Source organism: Streptomyces sp. NPDC048191 (assembly GCF_040652655.1).
Classification (GTDB): domain Bacteria; phylum Actinomycetota; class Actinomycetes; order Streptomycetales; family Streptomycetaceae; genus Streptomyces.
The window spans coordinates 336,955-352,801 of record NZ_JBEZMO010000002.1; the positions used below are offsets into that span (position 1 = coordinate 336,955).

The window sequence follows — 15,847 nt, forward strand, 5'->3', positions numbered from 1 at the left end:
GCTCACTCCCCCGGGACGCTCTCCGCCGCGGCCGGCACGTCGATCTCCCGCCAGAAGCCCGCCCGGATGGCGTAACGGTCGTGCTCGTCGATCTGGTCGTCCTTGTGGGCGAGCAGCCCGAACCGCGCGGCGTACCGCAGCAGCTCGCCGTCGATGCGGTGCGGGATGCGGGGGTACAGCTGGGACAGCCTCTGCAGGTGCAGCTGGTCGCCGAGGCGCGACATCCAGCGGCGGGCGAAGACCTGTCCCACCTCGTACGGGTCGCCGCCGACGGTGGTGATGTCCTCCTCACGGTCGGCCCACCGCTGCTCGGCCGTGGTGAGCTGGGCGAGCGTCGGCATGGAGGCCACCTCGGGCGGCTCGGCGACGGCGCCCGGGCGGTCCACCCAGCCCTTGTCGGAGGACCACCGCAGGGTCGCGGTCGTGGGGTTCTGGACGGGCTGGGCGCCGGGGGCGCGCAGGGCGGCGAGGTCCTTGGGGGTGGGTACGCCCTTGGAGCCGGCGGCCCGCTCCTGGCTGCCGTTCTCCGTCGCCGCGCCGGCCGACTGGGGCGCGCCCTGGTCGGCCGGCCGCTCGGCCGCCGCCGCGAGGGCGGACTCGGGCAGCGGCGCGGAGAGGATGGCGGCGATCTCGGGCCGGGGTGCGGGCGGCGGGGCGCAGACGCTGGTCAGCTCCTTGGCGCGGACGGCCTGCGTGATCCAGGCACGGTCCAGCACGCGTCGTTCGTCGGCCTCGGCGACCAGGTCCTCGGACTGGTTGTAGTCGCCGTCGGCGGCCTGGACGGCCCACAGGTGGACGGCGACGCCGTGCTCCTTGGCTGCCATCATGCCGGGGAGCAGATCACCGTCGCCGGTGACGAGGACGATGTCGGAGCAGGCGCGATTGCGGGCCAGCTCGGTCAGCTCGGCGTGCATGGCGGCGTCCACGCCCTTCTGCGCCCAGCGTCCGTCGCTGCGGGTGAGGGCGCCGAGCCGGACGGTGACCCGGGGCATCACGCGCAGCCGGCGATGCTCCGGTTGGGGGACACGGTCGGGGGCGCCGTCGAACCAGTAGATGCGCAGCAGCGGACGCTCGGTCTCCGACTCGGCGCGTACTCGCAGCGCCTGGATCAGCGCGGTGTGATCGACGGTGATCCGGGACCGCGAGGGCTCACCGGCGAGGAGGCTGGCGGCGGCTCCCAGCAGGTACCCGGCGTCCACCAGGACGATGCAGCGGTCCACGCGACTCACCCTCTTCCCGGGAGGTTTTGCTTCGGACTTCCTTCGAGTCTGCCCGACGGCGCGAGGGTTAACGGCCGGAACTCGATCTTCGGCGTGGCGTTTAGGGGTCCCGCTCGCCCAGCTGCCCTGTCACACACGGTAATTATCCGACATGCGATTGATGTCAGCGTATGTGAATCTGGTCCCGGCCCTGGCCCCTAGATCCCCCACAGGAGGCAGATCACCATGGCCAAGAACAAGAACCGCAAGCAGGCCGGCCCTCAGAACCGCGCGTCGCAGGGCGAGCAGAGCCACGAGCACGCGCAGCGGCAGACGGAGGCACACGAGTCACCGGTGTCGCACATCCAGGGCAGTCCCGCGGATGTTGCCGGCAAGAAGCGGAAGAGCTTCGGCCACAACTAAAGGGCAGTTGAAGCCCAGGCACACAGAAGGGGCGCACCCTTGGCGGGTGCGCCCCTTCGCGTGTGTGCTCGCCGGACGCGGGCTCAGCCGGCCAGGCAGGACGGGCCGAGGAGCACCTTCAAGTCGCCGAAGAGGGCGGGGTCGGGCTTGACCCGGTGCCGGTCCAGGCGCAGCACGGTGGTCTTGCGCGGGCCCTGGAGCTTGATGCGGACCTCGCTGTCGCCCTTGTGGTGGCTGAGGATCTCGCCGAGGCGACTGACCATGGGCGGGGTGACCCTGGTGGCCGGGATGGTGAGGATCACCGGCGCGTTGGTGCCCGCGTTGGACAGGTCCGGGACCATCAGCTCCATGGCGACGAGCCGGGGCACGTCCTCGCGCTTGTCGAGGCGGCCTTTGACGAACACCACGGCGTCCTCGACGAGTTGGGTCGAGATGAGCTGGTAGGTCGCCGGGAAGAACATGCACTCGATGGAGCCGGCGAGGTCCTCGACGGTGGCGATCGCCCAGGCGTTGCCCTGCTTGGTCATCTTGCGCTGCAGGCCCGAGATGATGCCGCCGATGGTGACGACCGCGCCGTCGGCGTGCTCGCCCCCCGTGAGCTGGGCGATGCCCGCGTCGGCCTTGTCGGCGAGGACGTGTTCCAGGCCGAAGAGCGGGTGGTCGGAGACGTAGAGACCGAGCATCTCCCGCTCCTGGGCGAGCAGATAGGTCTTGTCCCACTCCTCGTCGGTGAACTGCACGTCGAGTCCGAAGCCGGGCTCGCTGCTGGTCTCCTCGCCCATGCCGCCGAAGAGGTCGAACTGCCCCTCGGCCTCCTTGCGCTTGACCGCCACGACGTTGTCGATCATCGGCTCGTACTGCGCCGTGAGGCCCTTGCGGGTGTGGCCCATCTCGTCGAAGGCGCCGGCCTTGATCAGCGATTCCGTGGTGCGCTTGTTGCAGACCACCGCCTCGACCTTGTCGAGGTAGTCGGGGAAGGAGGCGTACTTCCCCTTGGCCTTGCGGCACTTGATGATCGACTCGACCACGTTGGTGCCGACGTTGCGGACGGCGGAGAGGCCGAAGAGGATCACGTCGTCGCCCTGGGCGGCGAAGTTGGCCTCGGACTCGTTGACGTTCGGCGGGAGCACCCGGATGCCCATGCGGCGGCACTCGTTGAGGTAGACCGCCGACTTGTCCTTGTCGTCCTTGACGGAGGTGAGGAGGGCGGCCATGTACTCGGCGGGGTGGTTCGCCTTCAGGTACGCCGTCCAGTACGACACCAGGCCGTACGCGGCGGAGTGGGCCTTGTTGAACGCGTAGCCGGCGAACGGGACCAGCACGTCCCACAGGGCCTGGATGGCCTCGTCGCTGTAGCCGTTCTTACGGGCGCCGGCCTGGAAGATGGTGAAGTTCTTGGCCAGCTCGTCGGGCTTCTTCTTGCCCATCACGCGGCGGAGGATGTCGGCCTCGCCGAGCGAGTAGCCCGCGATGATCTGGGCGGCCTTCTGCACCTGCTCCTGGTAGACGATCAGGCCGTAGGTGACGGCCAGGACTTCTTCGAGGGGCTCCTCCAACTCCTTGTGGATCGGCGTGATCTCCTGCTGCTTGTTCTTGCGCAGCGCGTAGTTCGTGTGGGAGTTCATGCCCATCGGGCCCGGGCGGTACAGGGCCGACACGGCGGAGATGTCTTCGAAGTTGTCGGGCTTCATCAGGCGCAGCAGGGAGCGCATGGGCCCGCCGTCGAACTGGAAGACGCCGAGGGTGTCGCCGCGCTGGAGCAGTTCGAAGGTCGTGGGGTCGTCGAGCGGCAGGGAGAGCAGGTCGATGTCGAGGCCCTTGTTGGCCTTCACCATCTTGACCGCGTCGTCCATGATCGTGAGGTTGCGCAGGCCCAGGAAGTCCATCTTCAGCAGGCCGAGCGACTCACAGCTCGGGTAGTCCCACTGCGTGATGGTCACGCCGTCGGTGTGCCTGACCCAGACCGGGACGTGCTCGGTGATGGTCTCGCTGGACATGATCACGCCGGCGGCGTGCACGCCCATCTGCCGGACCAGGCCCTCCACACCGCGCGCGGTGTCGATGACCTTCTTCACGTCCGGCTCGTTCTCGTACATCGCGCGGACCTCGCCGGCCTCGCTGTAGCGCGGGTGCTGCGGGTCGGTGATGCCGGACAGCGGGATGCCCTTGCCGAGGACGTCGGCGGGCATGGCCTTGGTGATGCGGTCGCCCATCGCGTACGGGTAGCCCAGGACGCGCGCGGAGTCCTTGATCGCGTTCTTGGCCTTGATGGTGCCGTAGGTGCCGATCATGGCGACCTTGTCGGCGCCGTACTTCTCGGTCACGTACCGGATCACCTCGACGCGCCGGCGCTCGTCGAAGTCGATGTCGACATCGGGCATCGAGATGCGCTCGGGGTTGAGGAACCGCTCGAAGATCAGGCCGTGCGGGATCGGGTCGAGGTCGGTGATGCCCATGGCGTAGGCGACGATCGAGCCGGCCGCGGAGCCTCGGCCGGGGCCGACCGCGATGCCGTTGTTCTTGGCCCACATGATGAAGTCGGCGACCACGAGGAAGTAGCCGGGGAAGCCCATCGAGATGATGACGTCCATCTCGTAGTCCGCCTGCTTCTGGCGGTCCTCGGGGATGCCGCCGGGGAAGCGGCGCTCCATGCCGCGGCGCACCTCCTCCTTGAACCAGGTGACCTCGGTGTAGCCCTCGGGGATGTCGAACTTGGGCATGAGGTCGCGCTTCTCGAACATGCCGTCGGTGTCGACCATCTCGGCGACGAGCAGCGTGTTGGCGCAGCCCTGCTGCCAGGCGTCCGAGGAGTCGATGGCGTACATCTCGTCCGTGGACTTCAGGTAGTAGCCGGTGCCGTCGAACTTGAAGCGGTCCGGGTCGGAGAGGTTCTTGCCGGTCTGGATGCACAGCAGGGCGTCGTGGGCGCCGGCCTCGTGCGCGTACGTGTAGTGCGAGTCGTTCGTGACCAGCGGGGGGATGCCGAGCTTCCTGCCGATCTCCAGCAGGCCGTCACGGACCCGGTGCTCGATGTCGATGCCGTGGTCCATCAGCTCCAGGAAGTAGCGGTCCTTGCCGAAGATGTCCTGGTAGTCGGCGGCGGCCTTGAGGGCCTCGTCGAACTGGCCGAGGCGCAGCCGGGTCTGCACCTCGCCCGAGGGGCAGCCGGTGGAGGCGACGATGCCCTCGGACCACTGGGCGATGGTCTCCTTGTCCATCCGGGGCCACTTCTGCAGCCAGCCCTCGGCGTAGGCGTCCGAGGAGAGCCGGAAGAGGTTGTGCAGCCCCGTCTTGTTCACGGCCCACATCGTCTTGTGGGTGTAGCCGCCGGAACCGGAGACGTCGTCCCGCTTCTGATGCGGCTGGCCCCACTGGATCTTGCGCTTGTTGCGCCGGGACTCCGGGGCGACATACGCCTCGATCCCGATGATCGGGGTGATTCCGGCCTTCTTCGCGGAGTGGAAGAAGTCGTACGCCCCGTGGAGGTTGCCGTGGTCGGACATGGCGATGTGCGTCATGCCCATCTCGTTGCAGGCGTTGAACATGTCCTTGAGCCGCGCGGCACCGTCCAGCAGCGAGTACTGGGTGTGGACGTGCAGGTGCGTGAAGGGCGGCTTTGACACGGTGTGGCCTCCAACGGAAACGGTCGACGACGGGTGGACGGACACTCTGGGGGACAGCGTCGAAGTCTATGCCTCGGGACTGACACTCGCGGTGGATCCCCGCGTACCTTCATGCGGGAACCGGGCACTCCCGCGCGGCGTCGCCCGTTGGAGACGGCAGAAACGCTGTCGTACAGGTAATGCACCAGGAGGCACCCAGCGATGTCGGCACCCCAGCTCAACGACGAGCAGCGCGGCGAGGAGATCCTCGCTGTCTTCGACACCGCCTTCGGCCGGCTCCTGGCCGCCGACCCGGCCGCGTTCCGGGTGAAGTTCCGGAAGATGGCGGCCTCGGCCTTCGCGTTCTACCGGGGCACGGCGTGCCTCTTCTACCACGACCTCGACGCCGAGCGGCGGGGCGGCCCGTACCTGGACGACCGCACCTCGCGCGTGTGGATCCACGGCGACCTGCACGCGGAGAACTTCGGCACGTACATGGACTCCAACGGCCGCCTGGTCTTCAACGTCAACGACTTCGACGAGGCCTACGTCGGCCCCTTCACCTGGGACCTGAAGCGCTTCTCGGCGTCGATCGCGCTGATCGGGTACGCGAAGGCGCTCAGTGACGAGCAGATCACCGAGCTCGTGCGGACCTACGCCGGTGCCTACCGCGAGCGCGTCCACGCCCTGGCCACGGGTGCCAAGAGCGACGAGGTGCCGCCGTTCACCCTGGACAGCGCCGAGGGCCCCCTGCTGGGCGCGCTGCGCGCCGCCCGTTCGCTGACCCGCTTCGAGCTGCTGGACTCGATGACGGAGATCCGCGACTTCGAGCGCCGCTTCGCGCCGGGCGGCGGCTCCATCGAGCTGGACGCTGCCACCCGCTACAAGGTCCTCGCGGCCTTCGACGGCTATCTGGAGACGCTGCCGGACTCCTCCCTCGCCCGCCCGGACTCCTACCGCGTCAAGGACGTCGTCGGCCGCCGCGGCATCGGCATCGGCTCGGCCGGCCTGCCGTCGTACAACATCCTGCTGGAGGGCCACAGCGACGCCCTGGAGAACGACGTCGTGATCTACATCAAGCAGGCCCAGACCCCGGCCGTCTCCCGGCACATCACCGACCCGGCCATCGCCGGCTACTTCCAGCACGAGGGACACCGCACGGTGATCTCCCAGCGTGCCCTGCAGGCGCACGCCGACCCGTGGCTGGGCTGGACCGAGCTGGACGGCGCGGGCCAGCTGGTGGCCGAGGTCTCGCCGTACGCCGTCGACCTGGACTGGGGCGACATCGACGACCCGGAGGAGATCGCGCAGGTCGTCGCCGACCTGGGCCGGGCCACGGCGACGATGCACGCGGCGGCCGACGACACCTCCGGCGAGTCCCTGGTGCCGTTCTCCACCGAGCGGGCCATCGACGCGGCGCTCGCGGCCGACGAGGAGGGCTTCGCGCCCCTCCTGGTGGACTTCGCGCACAGCTACGGCGCACGCGCGCGTGCCGACCACCAGATCTTCGTCGACCTGTTCCGCAACGGCCGGATTCCGGGGCTGTAACCTTCGCGCACTCACAGGCACCCTTTAGGGGTCCCTTAACCGCTCACGTGTCAGACTCTTCTCTCGCTATGGACATATCCGGGATCCAGCTCAGAGCCGTGCGCGCGGCGCTGTTCACGGCTGTCGTCGTGACGCTCAGCACCGCGTCGCACGTGCTGCTGTCCCGGGCCCCGCTGCCGGTGGCGACGGTGCTGGCGGTCGGTGCCGGCGTGCTCGCCACCGCGTTCGCGCTGGCGGGCCGCGAGCGTGGTTTCGGCCGGATCGCGGCCCTGCTGATCCCGCTGGAGCTGGCCGCCGACACGGTGTTCACCACCGGCCAGAGCACCTGTTACGGCAGGGCGGGCGGCCCGGTCGCCGGCCCCCTGCACGCGTTCGGCTTCGACGTGCTGTGCCAGGGGGGTGCCGTCGGCACCCCCCTGGCCCAGATGACCGGGGCCCACGGCCGCCCGGCGGCGCTGCTCGCGCACGCCAGTCCGGCGGCCGCCTGGCTGCTGCTCGCCACGCACGTCGGCGTGGGCCTGCTCGCCGCGGCCTGGCTGCGCCGGGGCGAGCGGGCGCTGGTGCAGCTGCTGCGCGCGGTCGCCGCCACCACCTTCCGGCCGCTGCTGCTCGCGGTGGCCGCGGTCACCGTCCGGCCGGCCCCGGTCCGCCGGCAGCCGCGCCCTGCTCCGCGCCGGGCCGCCGCCCGCGACCGGCTCTTCGTGCACTCCCTGGGACGACGTGGACCGCCGTGCTCGCCCGCCCTCGCCATCGGCTGAGCGGCGAGATCTGAGCACCCCCAGTCCCCCATACGTATCCCGCGTACGGCATGTGCGCGTCCCACACGGAGATCACCACTATGAGCAAGCGGAACAGCCAGACGGCGAAGACGGCGGCCCGGGAGCGGCTGCGCCAGGAGCGCGAGCGGCAGGCCAAGCGCGACAAGGCCAGGCGGCAGGTCATCGTGGCCGCCTCGGTCGTGGCCGTGCTGGCCGCGGCCGGCGGCATCGGCTATGCCGTCGTCCAGGCGAACAAGCCCACCGGGTGGGACGCCGCGAAGAGCCAGCCGCTCGTGAAGCCGGCCAACACCACGGGCGCGGACGGCACGACCGTGGTCATCGGCAAGAGCACCGCCCAGAAGACCCTGACCATCTACGAGGACCCGCGCTGCCCGGTCTGCGCGCAGTTCGAGCAGACCGTCGGTCCGGCGGTGAAGCAGGGCATCGACAGCGGCAAGTTCAAGCTCCGGTACGTCGGTGCCACCTTCCTCGACACCAACCTGCCGGGCGTGGGCTCCAAGAACGGGCTCAGCGCACTCGGCGCCGCGCTCAACGTCAGCCCCGAGGCGTTCCTCGAGTACAAGGCCGCGATGTACTCGACGAAGTGGCACCCCGACGAGAACGACGACAAGTTCAAGGACGACGCCTATCTGATCAAGATCGCCGACACGGTCCCCGCCCTGAAGGGCAACGCGGCGTTCCAGAAGGCCGTGAAGGACGGCACCTACGACCGGTGGGCGCTGGAGGAGTCCAAGATCTTCGACAAGGACGGCATCAAGGGCACCCCGACCCTGAAGATGGACGGCAAGACGCTGACGGGCGCCGACGGCAAGAACCCGCCCATGACCGTGGCCGAGTTCAACAAGGCCCTCGACGCGGCGCTCAAGGGCTGACGGAACGCCGGGAAACCGTCCCTCCCGTGAAGAGCGGGCGAACTTTCGGGGTTCGCCCGCTCTCGCGCGTACCGATCAGTAACCTGATCGGTCGTGACCAGTCGATACAGATCATCCACGGCCGCCGAAGGCCTCAACTTCCTTTCGCCCCGCCGCCGTACGGTCGTCAAGGCCGCGGCGGCGACGGCTGTGCTGGCCGGCCCGCTCGCCGCCTCGCTCCCGGCGCGCGCCGCCGACCAGGCCCCCGCCTTCCTGCACGGTGTCGCCTCCGGTGACCCGCTGCCCGACGGCGTCCTGCTGTGGACCCGGGTGACCCCGGCCCCTGACGCCGTACCCGGCTCCGGGATCGGCCCGGACACCGAGGTGAACTGGGCCGTCGCCAAGGACAAGGCGTTCAGCGACATCGTCGCCAAGGGCTCCGTGACGGCGACGGCCGCCTCCGACCACACCGTCAAGGCGGACGTCCGTGGCCTGGAGCCGGCGACCGACTACTGGTTCCGGTTCTCGGCCGGCGGCACCGACTCCCCGGTGGCCCGCACCCGCACCGCGCCGGCGGCGGACGCGGCCGTGTCCTCCTTGCGCTTCGGCGTGGTCACCTGCGCCAACTGGGAGGCCGGCTACTTCGCCGCCTACCGCCATCTCGCGGCCCGGAGCGACCTGGACGCCTGGCTGCACCTCGGCGACTACATCTACGAGTACAAGTCCGGCGAGTACGCGGCGCGCGGCACGGTCGTCCGCCCGCACGCGCCGGCGAACGAGATCATCACGCTCGCCGACTACCGGATCCGGCACGCGAAGTACAAGACCGACCCCGATCTGCAGGCCCTGCACCTGAAGGCGCCGGTCGTCGCGATCTGGGACGACCACGAGTTCGCCGACAACGCCTGGTCGGGTGGCGCGGTCAACCACACCGAGGGCGCCGAGGGCACCTGGACCGCCCGCAAGGCGGCCGCCAAGCAGGCCTACTTCGAGTGGATGCCGGTCCGCCCCGCGGTCGAGGGCACCACCTACCGGCGGCTGCGCTTCGGCAAGCTCGCCGATCTGTCGCTGCTGGACCTGCGCTCGTTCCGCTCCCAGCAGGCGTCCACCGGCAGCGGCTCGGTGGACGACCCCAACCGGACGATCACCGGCCGGGCCCAGCTCGACTGGCTGAAGGCGGGCCTGAAGGCCTCCGACACCAAGTGGCGGCTGGTCGGCAACTCGGTGATGATCGCGCCGTTCGTCATCGGGTCCCTCACCGCCGACCTGCTCAAGCCGCTCGCCAAGCTGCTCGACCTGCCGCAGGACGGCATCGGCGTCAACACCGACCAGTGGGACGGCTACACCCACGACCGCCGTGAACTCCTCGACCACCTGCGCTCGAACGCCATCGGCAACACCGTCTTCCTGACCGGGGACATCCACATGTCCTGGGCCAACGACGTGCCGGTGGACGCGGGCACCTACCCGCTGTCGCCGTCGGCGGCCACCGAGTTCGTGATCACGTCGGTGACCTCCGACAACCTCGACGACATCGTCAAGGTCCCGGAGGGCACCGTCTCCGCCGTCGCCGCGCCGCTCATCGAGGCCGCGAACCGGCACGTCCACTGGGTGGACACCGACCGGCACGGCTACGGCGTGCTGGACATCACCGCCGACCGCGCGCAGATGGACTACTACGTGCTGTCCGACCGCACCGACGCGAACGCGACCTCCAAGTGGGTGCGCTCCTACCGCACCCGCAGCGGCACCCAGAAGGTCGAGCGGACCTACGACCCGGTGTAGCCGGGGCTACGCCGACCGCAGGCTGTCGAGGAAGCCGAGTGCCACCCGCCAGGTGGCCTCGGCGGCCTCGGCGTCGTGGTCCGGCAGTTCGGGGTCGGTGTAGAGATGCCCGGCGCCGGCGTACCGGTAGACCTCCACGTCGGCACCGGCCCGGCCCATCTGCAGATACCAGGCGGTCAGCCAGTCGTCCGTCTCGAACGGGTCCGGCTCGGCCACGTGCAGCTGCACCGGCAGCTCGTCCACGTGCGCGGTCGGCGCGATGTCCGACGTACCGTGCAGGAGCAGCAGGCCGCGCGCCTTGTCGTCGCCGAGGGCGAGCGTCTGGGCGATGGAGGCGCCGAGTGAGAACCCGGCGTACACCAGACCGCGGTCCGAGTACGGGGCCGCCGCCAGCACGGCCCGCTTCAGCAGCTCCTCCTTGCCGATCCGCTCCTTGAACTCCATGCCCTCCTCGACGGTGTCGAACGTGCGCCCCTCGAAGAGGTCCGGCGTCCACACCTCGTGGCCGGCCGCGCGCAGCCGGTCCGCGGCCGCGCGCACCGCGGGCCTGAGGCCGTAGGTCGAGTGAAAAAGCATGATGTTCATGTGGCCATGGTGCCAGCCGGTACGACTCCGCCCGAGCCGCCGTACCCGGGAACGCGCCGAACTCACATGTTCATGTCCGCCGGGCTCCGGTTAGGAGCGGAGGCATGGAGAACGTAGTCCGCCCCGTCATCGTGATCGGCAGCTCGGTGCTCCTCACGCTGGTCATCGGCTGGGCCACCGACCGGCTGCTGCGCAAGGCCGACGCACGCGAGCACGACTCACCCCTGTGGGGACTGCTGCGCCGCGCCCGCATCCCCTACCAGCTCGTGCTGTGCGCCGCCCTGCTGCGCGGCTCGTACGACCAGGCGAAGCTGCTGGAGCGGCACCAGGCCGGCATCGGCCGGACGCTGACCCTGGTGCTGATCGGCGCCGCCGCCTGGCTGGTGATCCGGATCGCCGCGGCGATCGTCGAGACCACCTACAGCCGTTACGCCCGCGCGCACCGGGACGCGGCCCGGGTGCGCCGGGTGCGCACGCAGGTGGAGCTGATCATGCGGGTCGTGTCGGCGGTCGTCATCGTCGTGGCGATCGCCGCCATGCTGCTGACCTTCCCGGCGATGCGCACGGCCGGCGCCTCGCTGCTGGCTTCGGCGGGCATCATCGCTGCCATCGCCGGTGTGGCGGCCCAGTCGACCCTGTCCAACATGTTCGCCGGGTTGCAGATCGCCTTCGGCGACATGGTGCGCATCGAGGACACGGTCGTCGTGGACGGCGAGTGGGGCACGGTCGAGGAGATCACCCTGACCTTCCTGACCGTACGGACCTGGGACGAACGCCGGATCACCATGCCGGTGTCGTACTTCACCTCCAAACCCTTCGAGAACTGGTCGCGGGGCACCCCGCAGATGACCGGCACCGTCTTCTGGCACCTCGACCACAGCGCGCCCGTCGAGGAGATGCGCGAGAAACTGCGCGACATCCTGCGCGAGAGCCCGGCCTGGGACGGCCGCTCCTACGGTCTGGTGGTGACGGACAGCACGCCCAACACCATCCAGGTCCGGGCCCTGATGACCGCGAAGGACTCCGACGACATCTGGACCGTACGCGTCACGGTCCGCGAGCAGATGATCGCGTGGCTGCTGAGCGAGCACCCCTACGCGCTCCCCCGCGTCAACACCTCCGAGGCGGTGCGGCGCCCCGCGGAGTTGGTCAATGGCCGCGCTCCGCACCCCCGTTCACCTGGATGACCTGTGAGGTGATGTGCCCGGCGCCGGGCGAGGCCAGCCAGTGCAGGGTCGCGGCCACGTCTCCCGGTATCCCCGCGCGGCCGGTCACCGTGTCGGCGACGAGCCGCGCCCGCCGGGCCTCGTCCATGGTGTCCCCGAAGAACTCGGTGTCCTCGACGAAACCCGGCGCGACCACGTTCACGGTGATGCCGCGCGGGCCCAGCTCCCGGGCCAGGTCGTGCGCGTAGGGATGCAGCCCGGCCTTGGCGGCCGCGTAGGCGCCGGTGCCCGAACCCCGGTAGGCGGCGATGGACGAGATGAACAGCACCCGCCCGCCGGGCTCGGCGAGGCGGTCCTTCAGTGCCTCGGTGAGGAGCGCGGCCGTCAGCGCGTTCTGCCGGAAGTTGACCGTCCAGTCGTGGGCCACCCGGTCCAGGGGGTCGTCGCTCTCGGCCGGCGGCTCCAGCTGCCCGGCGCCGCCCGCACCGTGCACGAGCACGTCGACCGTGCCCAGCTCTTCGGCGACGAACCGGGCCACCCCGCGCACCTGCCCGGGCTCGGAGAGATCCGCCGCACGGGTCAGCGCCCCGGGCACCCCGGCCTTCTCCAGTACCTCCGCGCGCCGCCCCAGCAACAGCACCCGGTCGCCGTCCGCCGCGAACGCCTGAGCCGCCGCCCGCCCGATGCCCGTACCGCCACCACTGATCACGATGTTGCGAGTCATGATCCGAGAGTAGGAGCGACCGGCCGGCGACGCCGGGATTTATCCACAGGTTCGGCACATTTGTATGACTGTTCCTGTCGGGTCACCGCAGACTCCGCACGTCGAGATGCCTGAGCACCCGGTCCACGATCTCCGGGTCCGCGCCCGGCTCGCTGCGCGCCGCCAGCACCTCGTGCCGGGCCGCGCTCAGCATCTCGTTCTGGATGTTCCGGATCCGCTTCAGCCGCTTGACCCGCTGGTGCTGCGCCTCCCGCCGCTCCTGCTCGCCCATGTCGGGGCTGATCCGGATCCCGATGTCGAAGGCGCGCCGCAGCATCTGCTCGGACAGGTCCTCGGGCAGGTCCTCCACCTGCTCGATCTCCCGCAGCCTGCGCTTGGCCGCCTTCGCGGCCCGTACCGCCAGCTCCTTCTCGAACTCCTTCTCCCGTTCGGAGCCGGCCCGCACACCGAGCCGCTTCACCAGCCACGGCAGCGTGAGCCCCTGCAGTACCAGCGTGACGATGATGACCCCGAAGGCGATGAAGATGATCTCGCCGCGGTCGGGGAACGGGGAGCCGTCGTCGGTCTTCAGCGGGACGGCCAGCGCCAGCGCCACCGAGGCCACCCCGCGCATCCCGGACCACCACATCACGACGGTCTCCCGCATGCTCATGGGGACCTCCTCGTCGTAGTCCCGCCGTGCGTGCAGCCGCTTGGTCAGCCAGCTCGCGGGCAGCAGCCACACCAGCCGTACGACGATCACGACGCCCACCACGGCGGCGGCCCAGCCGAGCATCTCCCCCCAGCGCCCCTGGGCCGTGCGGATGGCGTTGTGCAGTTCGAGACCGATGAGCCCGAAGGCGACGCCCGTGACCAGGGTGTCGATGATGTCCCAGAAGGTGTGCCCGGCGAGCCGGGTCATCACGTCGTCGGCGTCGGTGGAGTACTCGGCGAGGAAGAGCGCCGTGGTGAGCACCGCCAGCACCCCGGACCCGTGCAGCTTCTCCGTGAGGACGTAGGAGGCGTACGGCACCAGCAGGGTCATGCCGATCTGCAGGGTCGGATCGCCGAGCAGGTCCATCAGCCTGTTCGCGCCCCAGCCCAGCAGCAGGCCGACGGCCACCGCGACCACGGCCGACAGCACCAGGTCGAGTCCGGCCCGCCACGCCGAGAACGAGCCGCTCACGGCCGCGGCGATCGCCACGTGGTACAGCACGATGGCCGTGACGTCGTTGAAGAGCCCCTCGCCCTCCAGGATGGACACCAGTCGGCGCGGCAGCCCCAGTTGTCCGGCGACGCTGGTCGCGGCGATCGGGTCGGGCGGGGCGATCAGCGCACCGAGCGCGACGGCGGCGGCGATCGGCAGCCCGGGCACGATCGCGTTGGCGACGAACGCCACGCACACCGTCGTCACGAACACCAGGGCGACGGCCAGCAGGAAGATCGGGCGGATGTTGGCCGCGAACTGCCGCCAGGAGGTGCGTCGTACGGCGGCGTAGAGCAGCGGCGGAAGCAGTCCGGGCAGGATCAGTTCCGGCGGGATGTTCACGTTGGGCACGAAGTCCGCCACCGCGAGCACCCCGCCGAACACCGTCATCAGTACGGGCGCCGGCACCCCGAACCGGTCCCCCACCGGGACGCTCACCAGGGCCCCGAGCAGCAGTACGAACAACAGGGCCAACTGATCCACGGCCGGCGCTCCGGGGGTCGACGATCACACGGCAGGCCTCAAGCCTGCCATCCGGCCGACGCGAACGCCTGCCGCCGCAAGGCGCGGCGCGAGGCCTACAGGGCCCGGCGCATCGCCCGGTGCGGGATGCCGGCGTCCGGGAACTCCGGGCCGTACGCCGCGTAGCCGAGGCGCTCGTAGAAGCCCAGGGCGTGGGTCTGCGCGTGCAGGTCGACCGCCGTGAGCCCCCGCGCGCGTGCCGCGTCCTCGATGGCCCGCACCAGGGCCACGCCGACCCCGAGCCCACGGGCCTCGCGGGAGACGGCGAGCCGGCCCAGGGAGCCCACCGAGGCGTCCCCACCGGTCTTGGCGGCGGCCGCCTCACCGTGCAGCAGCCGGCCGGTGCCGAGCGGCACGCCGTCCTCGCGGACCGCCAGCACATGCACGGCGACCGCGTCGTAGGAGTCGTACTCGATGTCCTCGTCGACGCCCTGCTCCACGACGAAGACGTCCTTGCGGACCGTGAAGCAGGCTTCGCGGTCGGCCGGGTCCTCCGCGATCCGGACGGTGTACGGCGCGCTCACGCGTACGTCTCCTCACGGACCTGGTCGAGGGCCTTCTGCAGGTCCTCGGGGTAGGCGCTCTCGAACTCCACCCACCCTCCGTCCGCGGGGTGTTCGAAGCCGAGGCGCACGGCGTGCAGCCACTGCCGGGTCAGGCGCAGCCGCTTGGCCAGCGTGGGATCGGCGCCGTAGGTGAGGTCGCCGACGCAGGGATGGCGGTGGGCGGACATGTGGACGCGGATCTGGTGGGTGCGGCCGGTCTCCAGCTTCACGTCCAGCAGGGAGGCGGCGCGGAACGCCTCGATGAGGTCGTAGTGCGTCACGGAGGGCTTGCCGTCGGCCGTGACCGCCCACTTGTAGTCGTGGTTCGGGTGGCGGCCGATCGGCGCGTCGATCGTGCCGCTCGTCGGGTCCGGGTGGCCCTGGACCAGGGTGTGGTAGCGCTTGTCGACCGTGCGCTCCTTGAACTGGCGCTTGAGCGAGGTGTATGCCCGCTCCGACTTGGCGACCGCCATCAGGCCCGAGGTACCGACGTCCAGGCGGTGCACGATGCCCTGGCGCTCGGCGGCGCCGGAGGTGGAGATCCGGTACCCGGCGGCGGCCAGACCGCCGATCACGGTGGGGCCGCTCCAGCCGGGCGACGGGTGCGCGGCCACACCGACCGGCTTGACGATCACGACCACGTCCTCGTCGTCGTGCACGATCTCCATGCCCTCGACCGGCTCGGCGACCACCTGCACCGGCGCGGGCGCCTGCGGCATCTCGACCTCGAGCCAGGCGCCGCCGCGCACCCGCTCGGACTTGCCGACCACGGCGCCGTCGACCTGGACCTTGCCGGCCGCGGCCAGCTCCGCCGCCTTGGTGCGGGAGAAGCCGAACATGCGGGAGATGGCGGCGTCGACGCGCTCGCCCTCCAGGCCGTCGGGCACGGGCAGGGTACGGATCTCGGGAAGCGTGCTCACCCGTCGAGTATG

The 15,847-nt window shown here is 70.4% G+C and carries 13 protein-coding genes; 6 read left to right on the forward strand and 7 right to left on the reverse strand.

Annotation, left to right across the window (positions count from 1 at the left end; translation table 11 throughout):
- Nucleotides 1-2: 2 nt before the first annotated feature.
- Complete coding sequence (locus tag AB0D93_RS04585) at nucleotides 3-1,220, reverse strand: NYN domain-containing protein (RefSeq protein WP_362112829.1); 1,218 nt, start codon at nucleotides 1,218-1,220, stop codon at nucleotides 3-5.
- Between the two features lie 225 nt (nucleotides 1,221-1,445).
- Here AB0D93_RS04585 and AB0D93_RS04590 point away from each other — a divergent pair, with 225 nt between their 5' ends.
- On the forward strand, nucleotides 1,446-1,622 hold the full coding sequence (locus tag AB0D93_RS04590) for a hypothetical protein (protein WP_362112832.1): 177 nt from the start codon (nucleotides 1,446-1,448) through the stop codon (nucleotides 1,620-1,622).
- A gap of 83 nt (nucleotides 1,623-1,705) precedes the next feature.
- Here AB0D93_RS04590 and dnaE read toward each other — a convergent pair whose 3' ends face one another.
- Nucleotides 1,706-5,245 (reverse strand): DNA polymerase III subunit alpha, encoded by a 3,540-nt coding sequence (dnaE, locus tag AB0D93_RS04595; RefSeq protein ID WP_362112835.1) that lies wholly within the window; start codon nucleotides 5,243-5,245, stop codon nucleotides 1,706-1,708.
- Nucleotides 5,246-5,446: 201 nt separating this feature from the next.
- Here dnaE and AB0D93_RS04600 point away from each other — a divergent pair, with 201 nt between their 5' ends.
- The 4 genes from AB0D93_RS04600 (at nucleotide 5,447) to AB0D93_RS04615 (ending at nucleotide 10,187) form a co-directional block, all read left to right on the forward strand.
- Nucleotides 5,447-6,772: a DUF2252 domain-containing protein gene (locus AB0D93_RS04600; protein ID WP_362112838.1), complete on the forward strand. Its 1,326-nt coding sequence runs from the start codon at nucleotides 5,447-5,449 to the stop codon at nucleotides 6,770-6,772.
- Nucleotides 6,773-6,840: 68 nt separating this feature from the next.
- A complete protein-coding gene (locus AB0D93_RS04605) occupies nucleotides 6,841-7,530 on the forward strand; it encodes a hypothetical protein (protein ID WP_362112841.1) in 690 nt (229 codons plus the stop codon).
- A gap of 80 nt (nucleotides 7,531-7,610) precedes the next feature.
- Nucleotides 7,611-8,423 (forward strand): DsbA family protein, encoded by an 813-nt coding sequence (locus AB0D93_RS04610; RefSeq protein WP_362112844.1) that lies wholly within the window; start codon nucleotides 7,611-7,613, stop codon nucleotides 8,421-8,423.
- A 93-nt stretch (nucleotides 8,424-8,516) separates the two neighbouring features.
- The gene (locus AB0D93_RS04615) at nucleotides 8,517-10,187 is read left to right on the forward strand and encodes an alkaline phosphatase D family protein (RefSeq protein WP_362112847.1); all 1,671 of its coding nucleotides are present in this window, start codon (nucleotides 8,517-8,519) and stop codon (nucleotides 10,185-10,187) included.
- 6 nt (nucleotides 10,188-10,193) lie between these two features.
- On the opposite strand, the gene AB0D93_RS04620 is transcribed toward AB0D93_RS04615, so the two are convergent.
- Entirely contained in the window at nucleotides 10,194-10,772 is a 579-nt protein-coding gene (locus tag AB0D93_RS04620; protein WP_362112850.1) for a dienelactone hydrolase family protein, read from the reverse strand.
- A gap of 104 nt (nucleotides 10,773-10,876) precedes the next feature.
- On the opposite strand from AB0D93_RS04620, the gene AB0D93_RS04625 reads away from it, so the two are divergent.
- Nucleotides 10,877-11,959, forward strand: a complete 1,083-nt coding sequence (locus AB0D93_RS04625) for a mechanosensitive ion channel domain-containing protein (protein ID WP_362112853.1) — start codon at nucleotides 10,877-10,879, stop codon at nucleotides 11,957-11,959.
- Here AB0D93_RS04625 and AB0D93_RS04630 read toward each other — a convergent pair.
- The 4 genes from AB0D93_RS04630 to AB0D93_RS04645 form a co-directional block, all read right to left on the reverse strand.
- Nucleotides 11,922-12,662 (reverse strand): SDR family oxidoreductase, encoded by a 741-nt coding sequence (locus AB0D93_RS04630; RefSeq protein WP_362112857.1) that lies wholly within the window; start codon nucleotides 12,660-12,662, stop codon nucleotides 11,922-11,924. The genes AB0D93_RS04625 and AB0D93_RS04630 overlap by 38 nt on opposite strands.
- A gap of 82 nt (nucleotides 12,663-12,744) precedes the next feature.
- Nucleotides 12,745-14,331 carry a Na+/H+ antiporter gene (locus tag AB0D93_RS04635; RefSeq protein WP_362112860.1) on the reverse strand — a complete coding sequence of 529 codons (1,587 nt, stop codon included), beginning with the start codon at nucleotides 14,329-14,331 and terminating at the stop codon, nucleotides 12,745-12,747.
- A gap of 95 nt (nucleotides 14,332-14,426) precedes the next feature.
- Nucleotides 14,427-14,894: a GNAT family N-acetyltransferase gene (locus AB0D93_RS04640; RefSeq protein WP_362112863.1), complete on the reverse strand. Its 468-nt coding sequence runs from the start codon at nucleotides 14,892-14,894 to the stop codon at nucleotides 14,427-14,429.
- On the reverse strand, nucleotides 14,891-15,835 hold the full coding sequence (locus tag AB0D93_RS04645) for an RluA family pseudouridine synthase (protein WP_362112866.1): 945 nt from the start codon (nucleotides 15,833-15,835) through the stop codon (nucleotides 14,891-14,893). The genes AB0D93_RS04640 and AB0D93_RS04645 overlap by 4 nt, the downstream gene beginning before the upstream one ends.
- Between the last annotated feature and the right edge of the window lie 12 nt (nucleotides 15,836-15,847).

What these genes read in the sequence shown, in the direction of transcription:
- AB0D93_RS04610 (WP_362112844.1), top strand. Translation starts at nt 7,611, where the DNA reads ATGAGCAAGCGGAACAGCCAGACGGCGAAGACGGCGGCCCGGGAGCGG.
- AB0D93_RS04630 (WP_362112857.1), bottom strand. Translation starts at nt 12,662, where the DNA reads ATGACTCGCAACATCGTGATCAGTGGTGGCGGTACGGGCATCGGGCGG.
- AB0D93_RS04590 (WP_362112832.1), top strand. Translation starts at nt 1,446, where the DNA reads ATGGCCAAGAACAAGAACCGCAAGCAGGCCGGCCCTCAGAACCGCGCG.
- AB0D93_RS04625 (WP_362112853.1), top strand. Translation starts at nt 10,877, where the DNA reads ATGGAGAACGTAGTCCGCCCCGTCATCGTGATCGGCAGCTCGGTGCTC.
- AB0D93_RS04600 (WP_362112838.1), top strand. Translation starts at nt 5,447, where the DNA reads ATGTCGGCACCCCAGCTCAACGACGAGCAGCGCGGCGAGGAGATCCTC.
- AB0D93_RS04605 (WP_362112841.1), top strand. Translation starts at nt 6,841, where the DNA reads ATGGACATATCCGGGATCCAGCTCAGAGCCGTGCGCGCGGCGCTGTTC.
- AB0D93_RS04620 (WP_362112850.1), bottom strand. Translation starts at nt 10,772, where the DNA reads ATGAACATCATGCTTTTTCACTCGACCTACGGCCTCAGGCCCGCGGTG.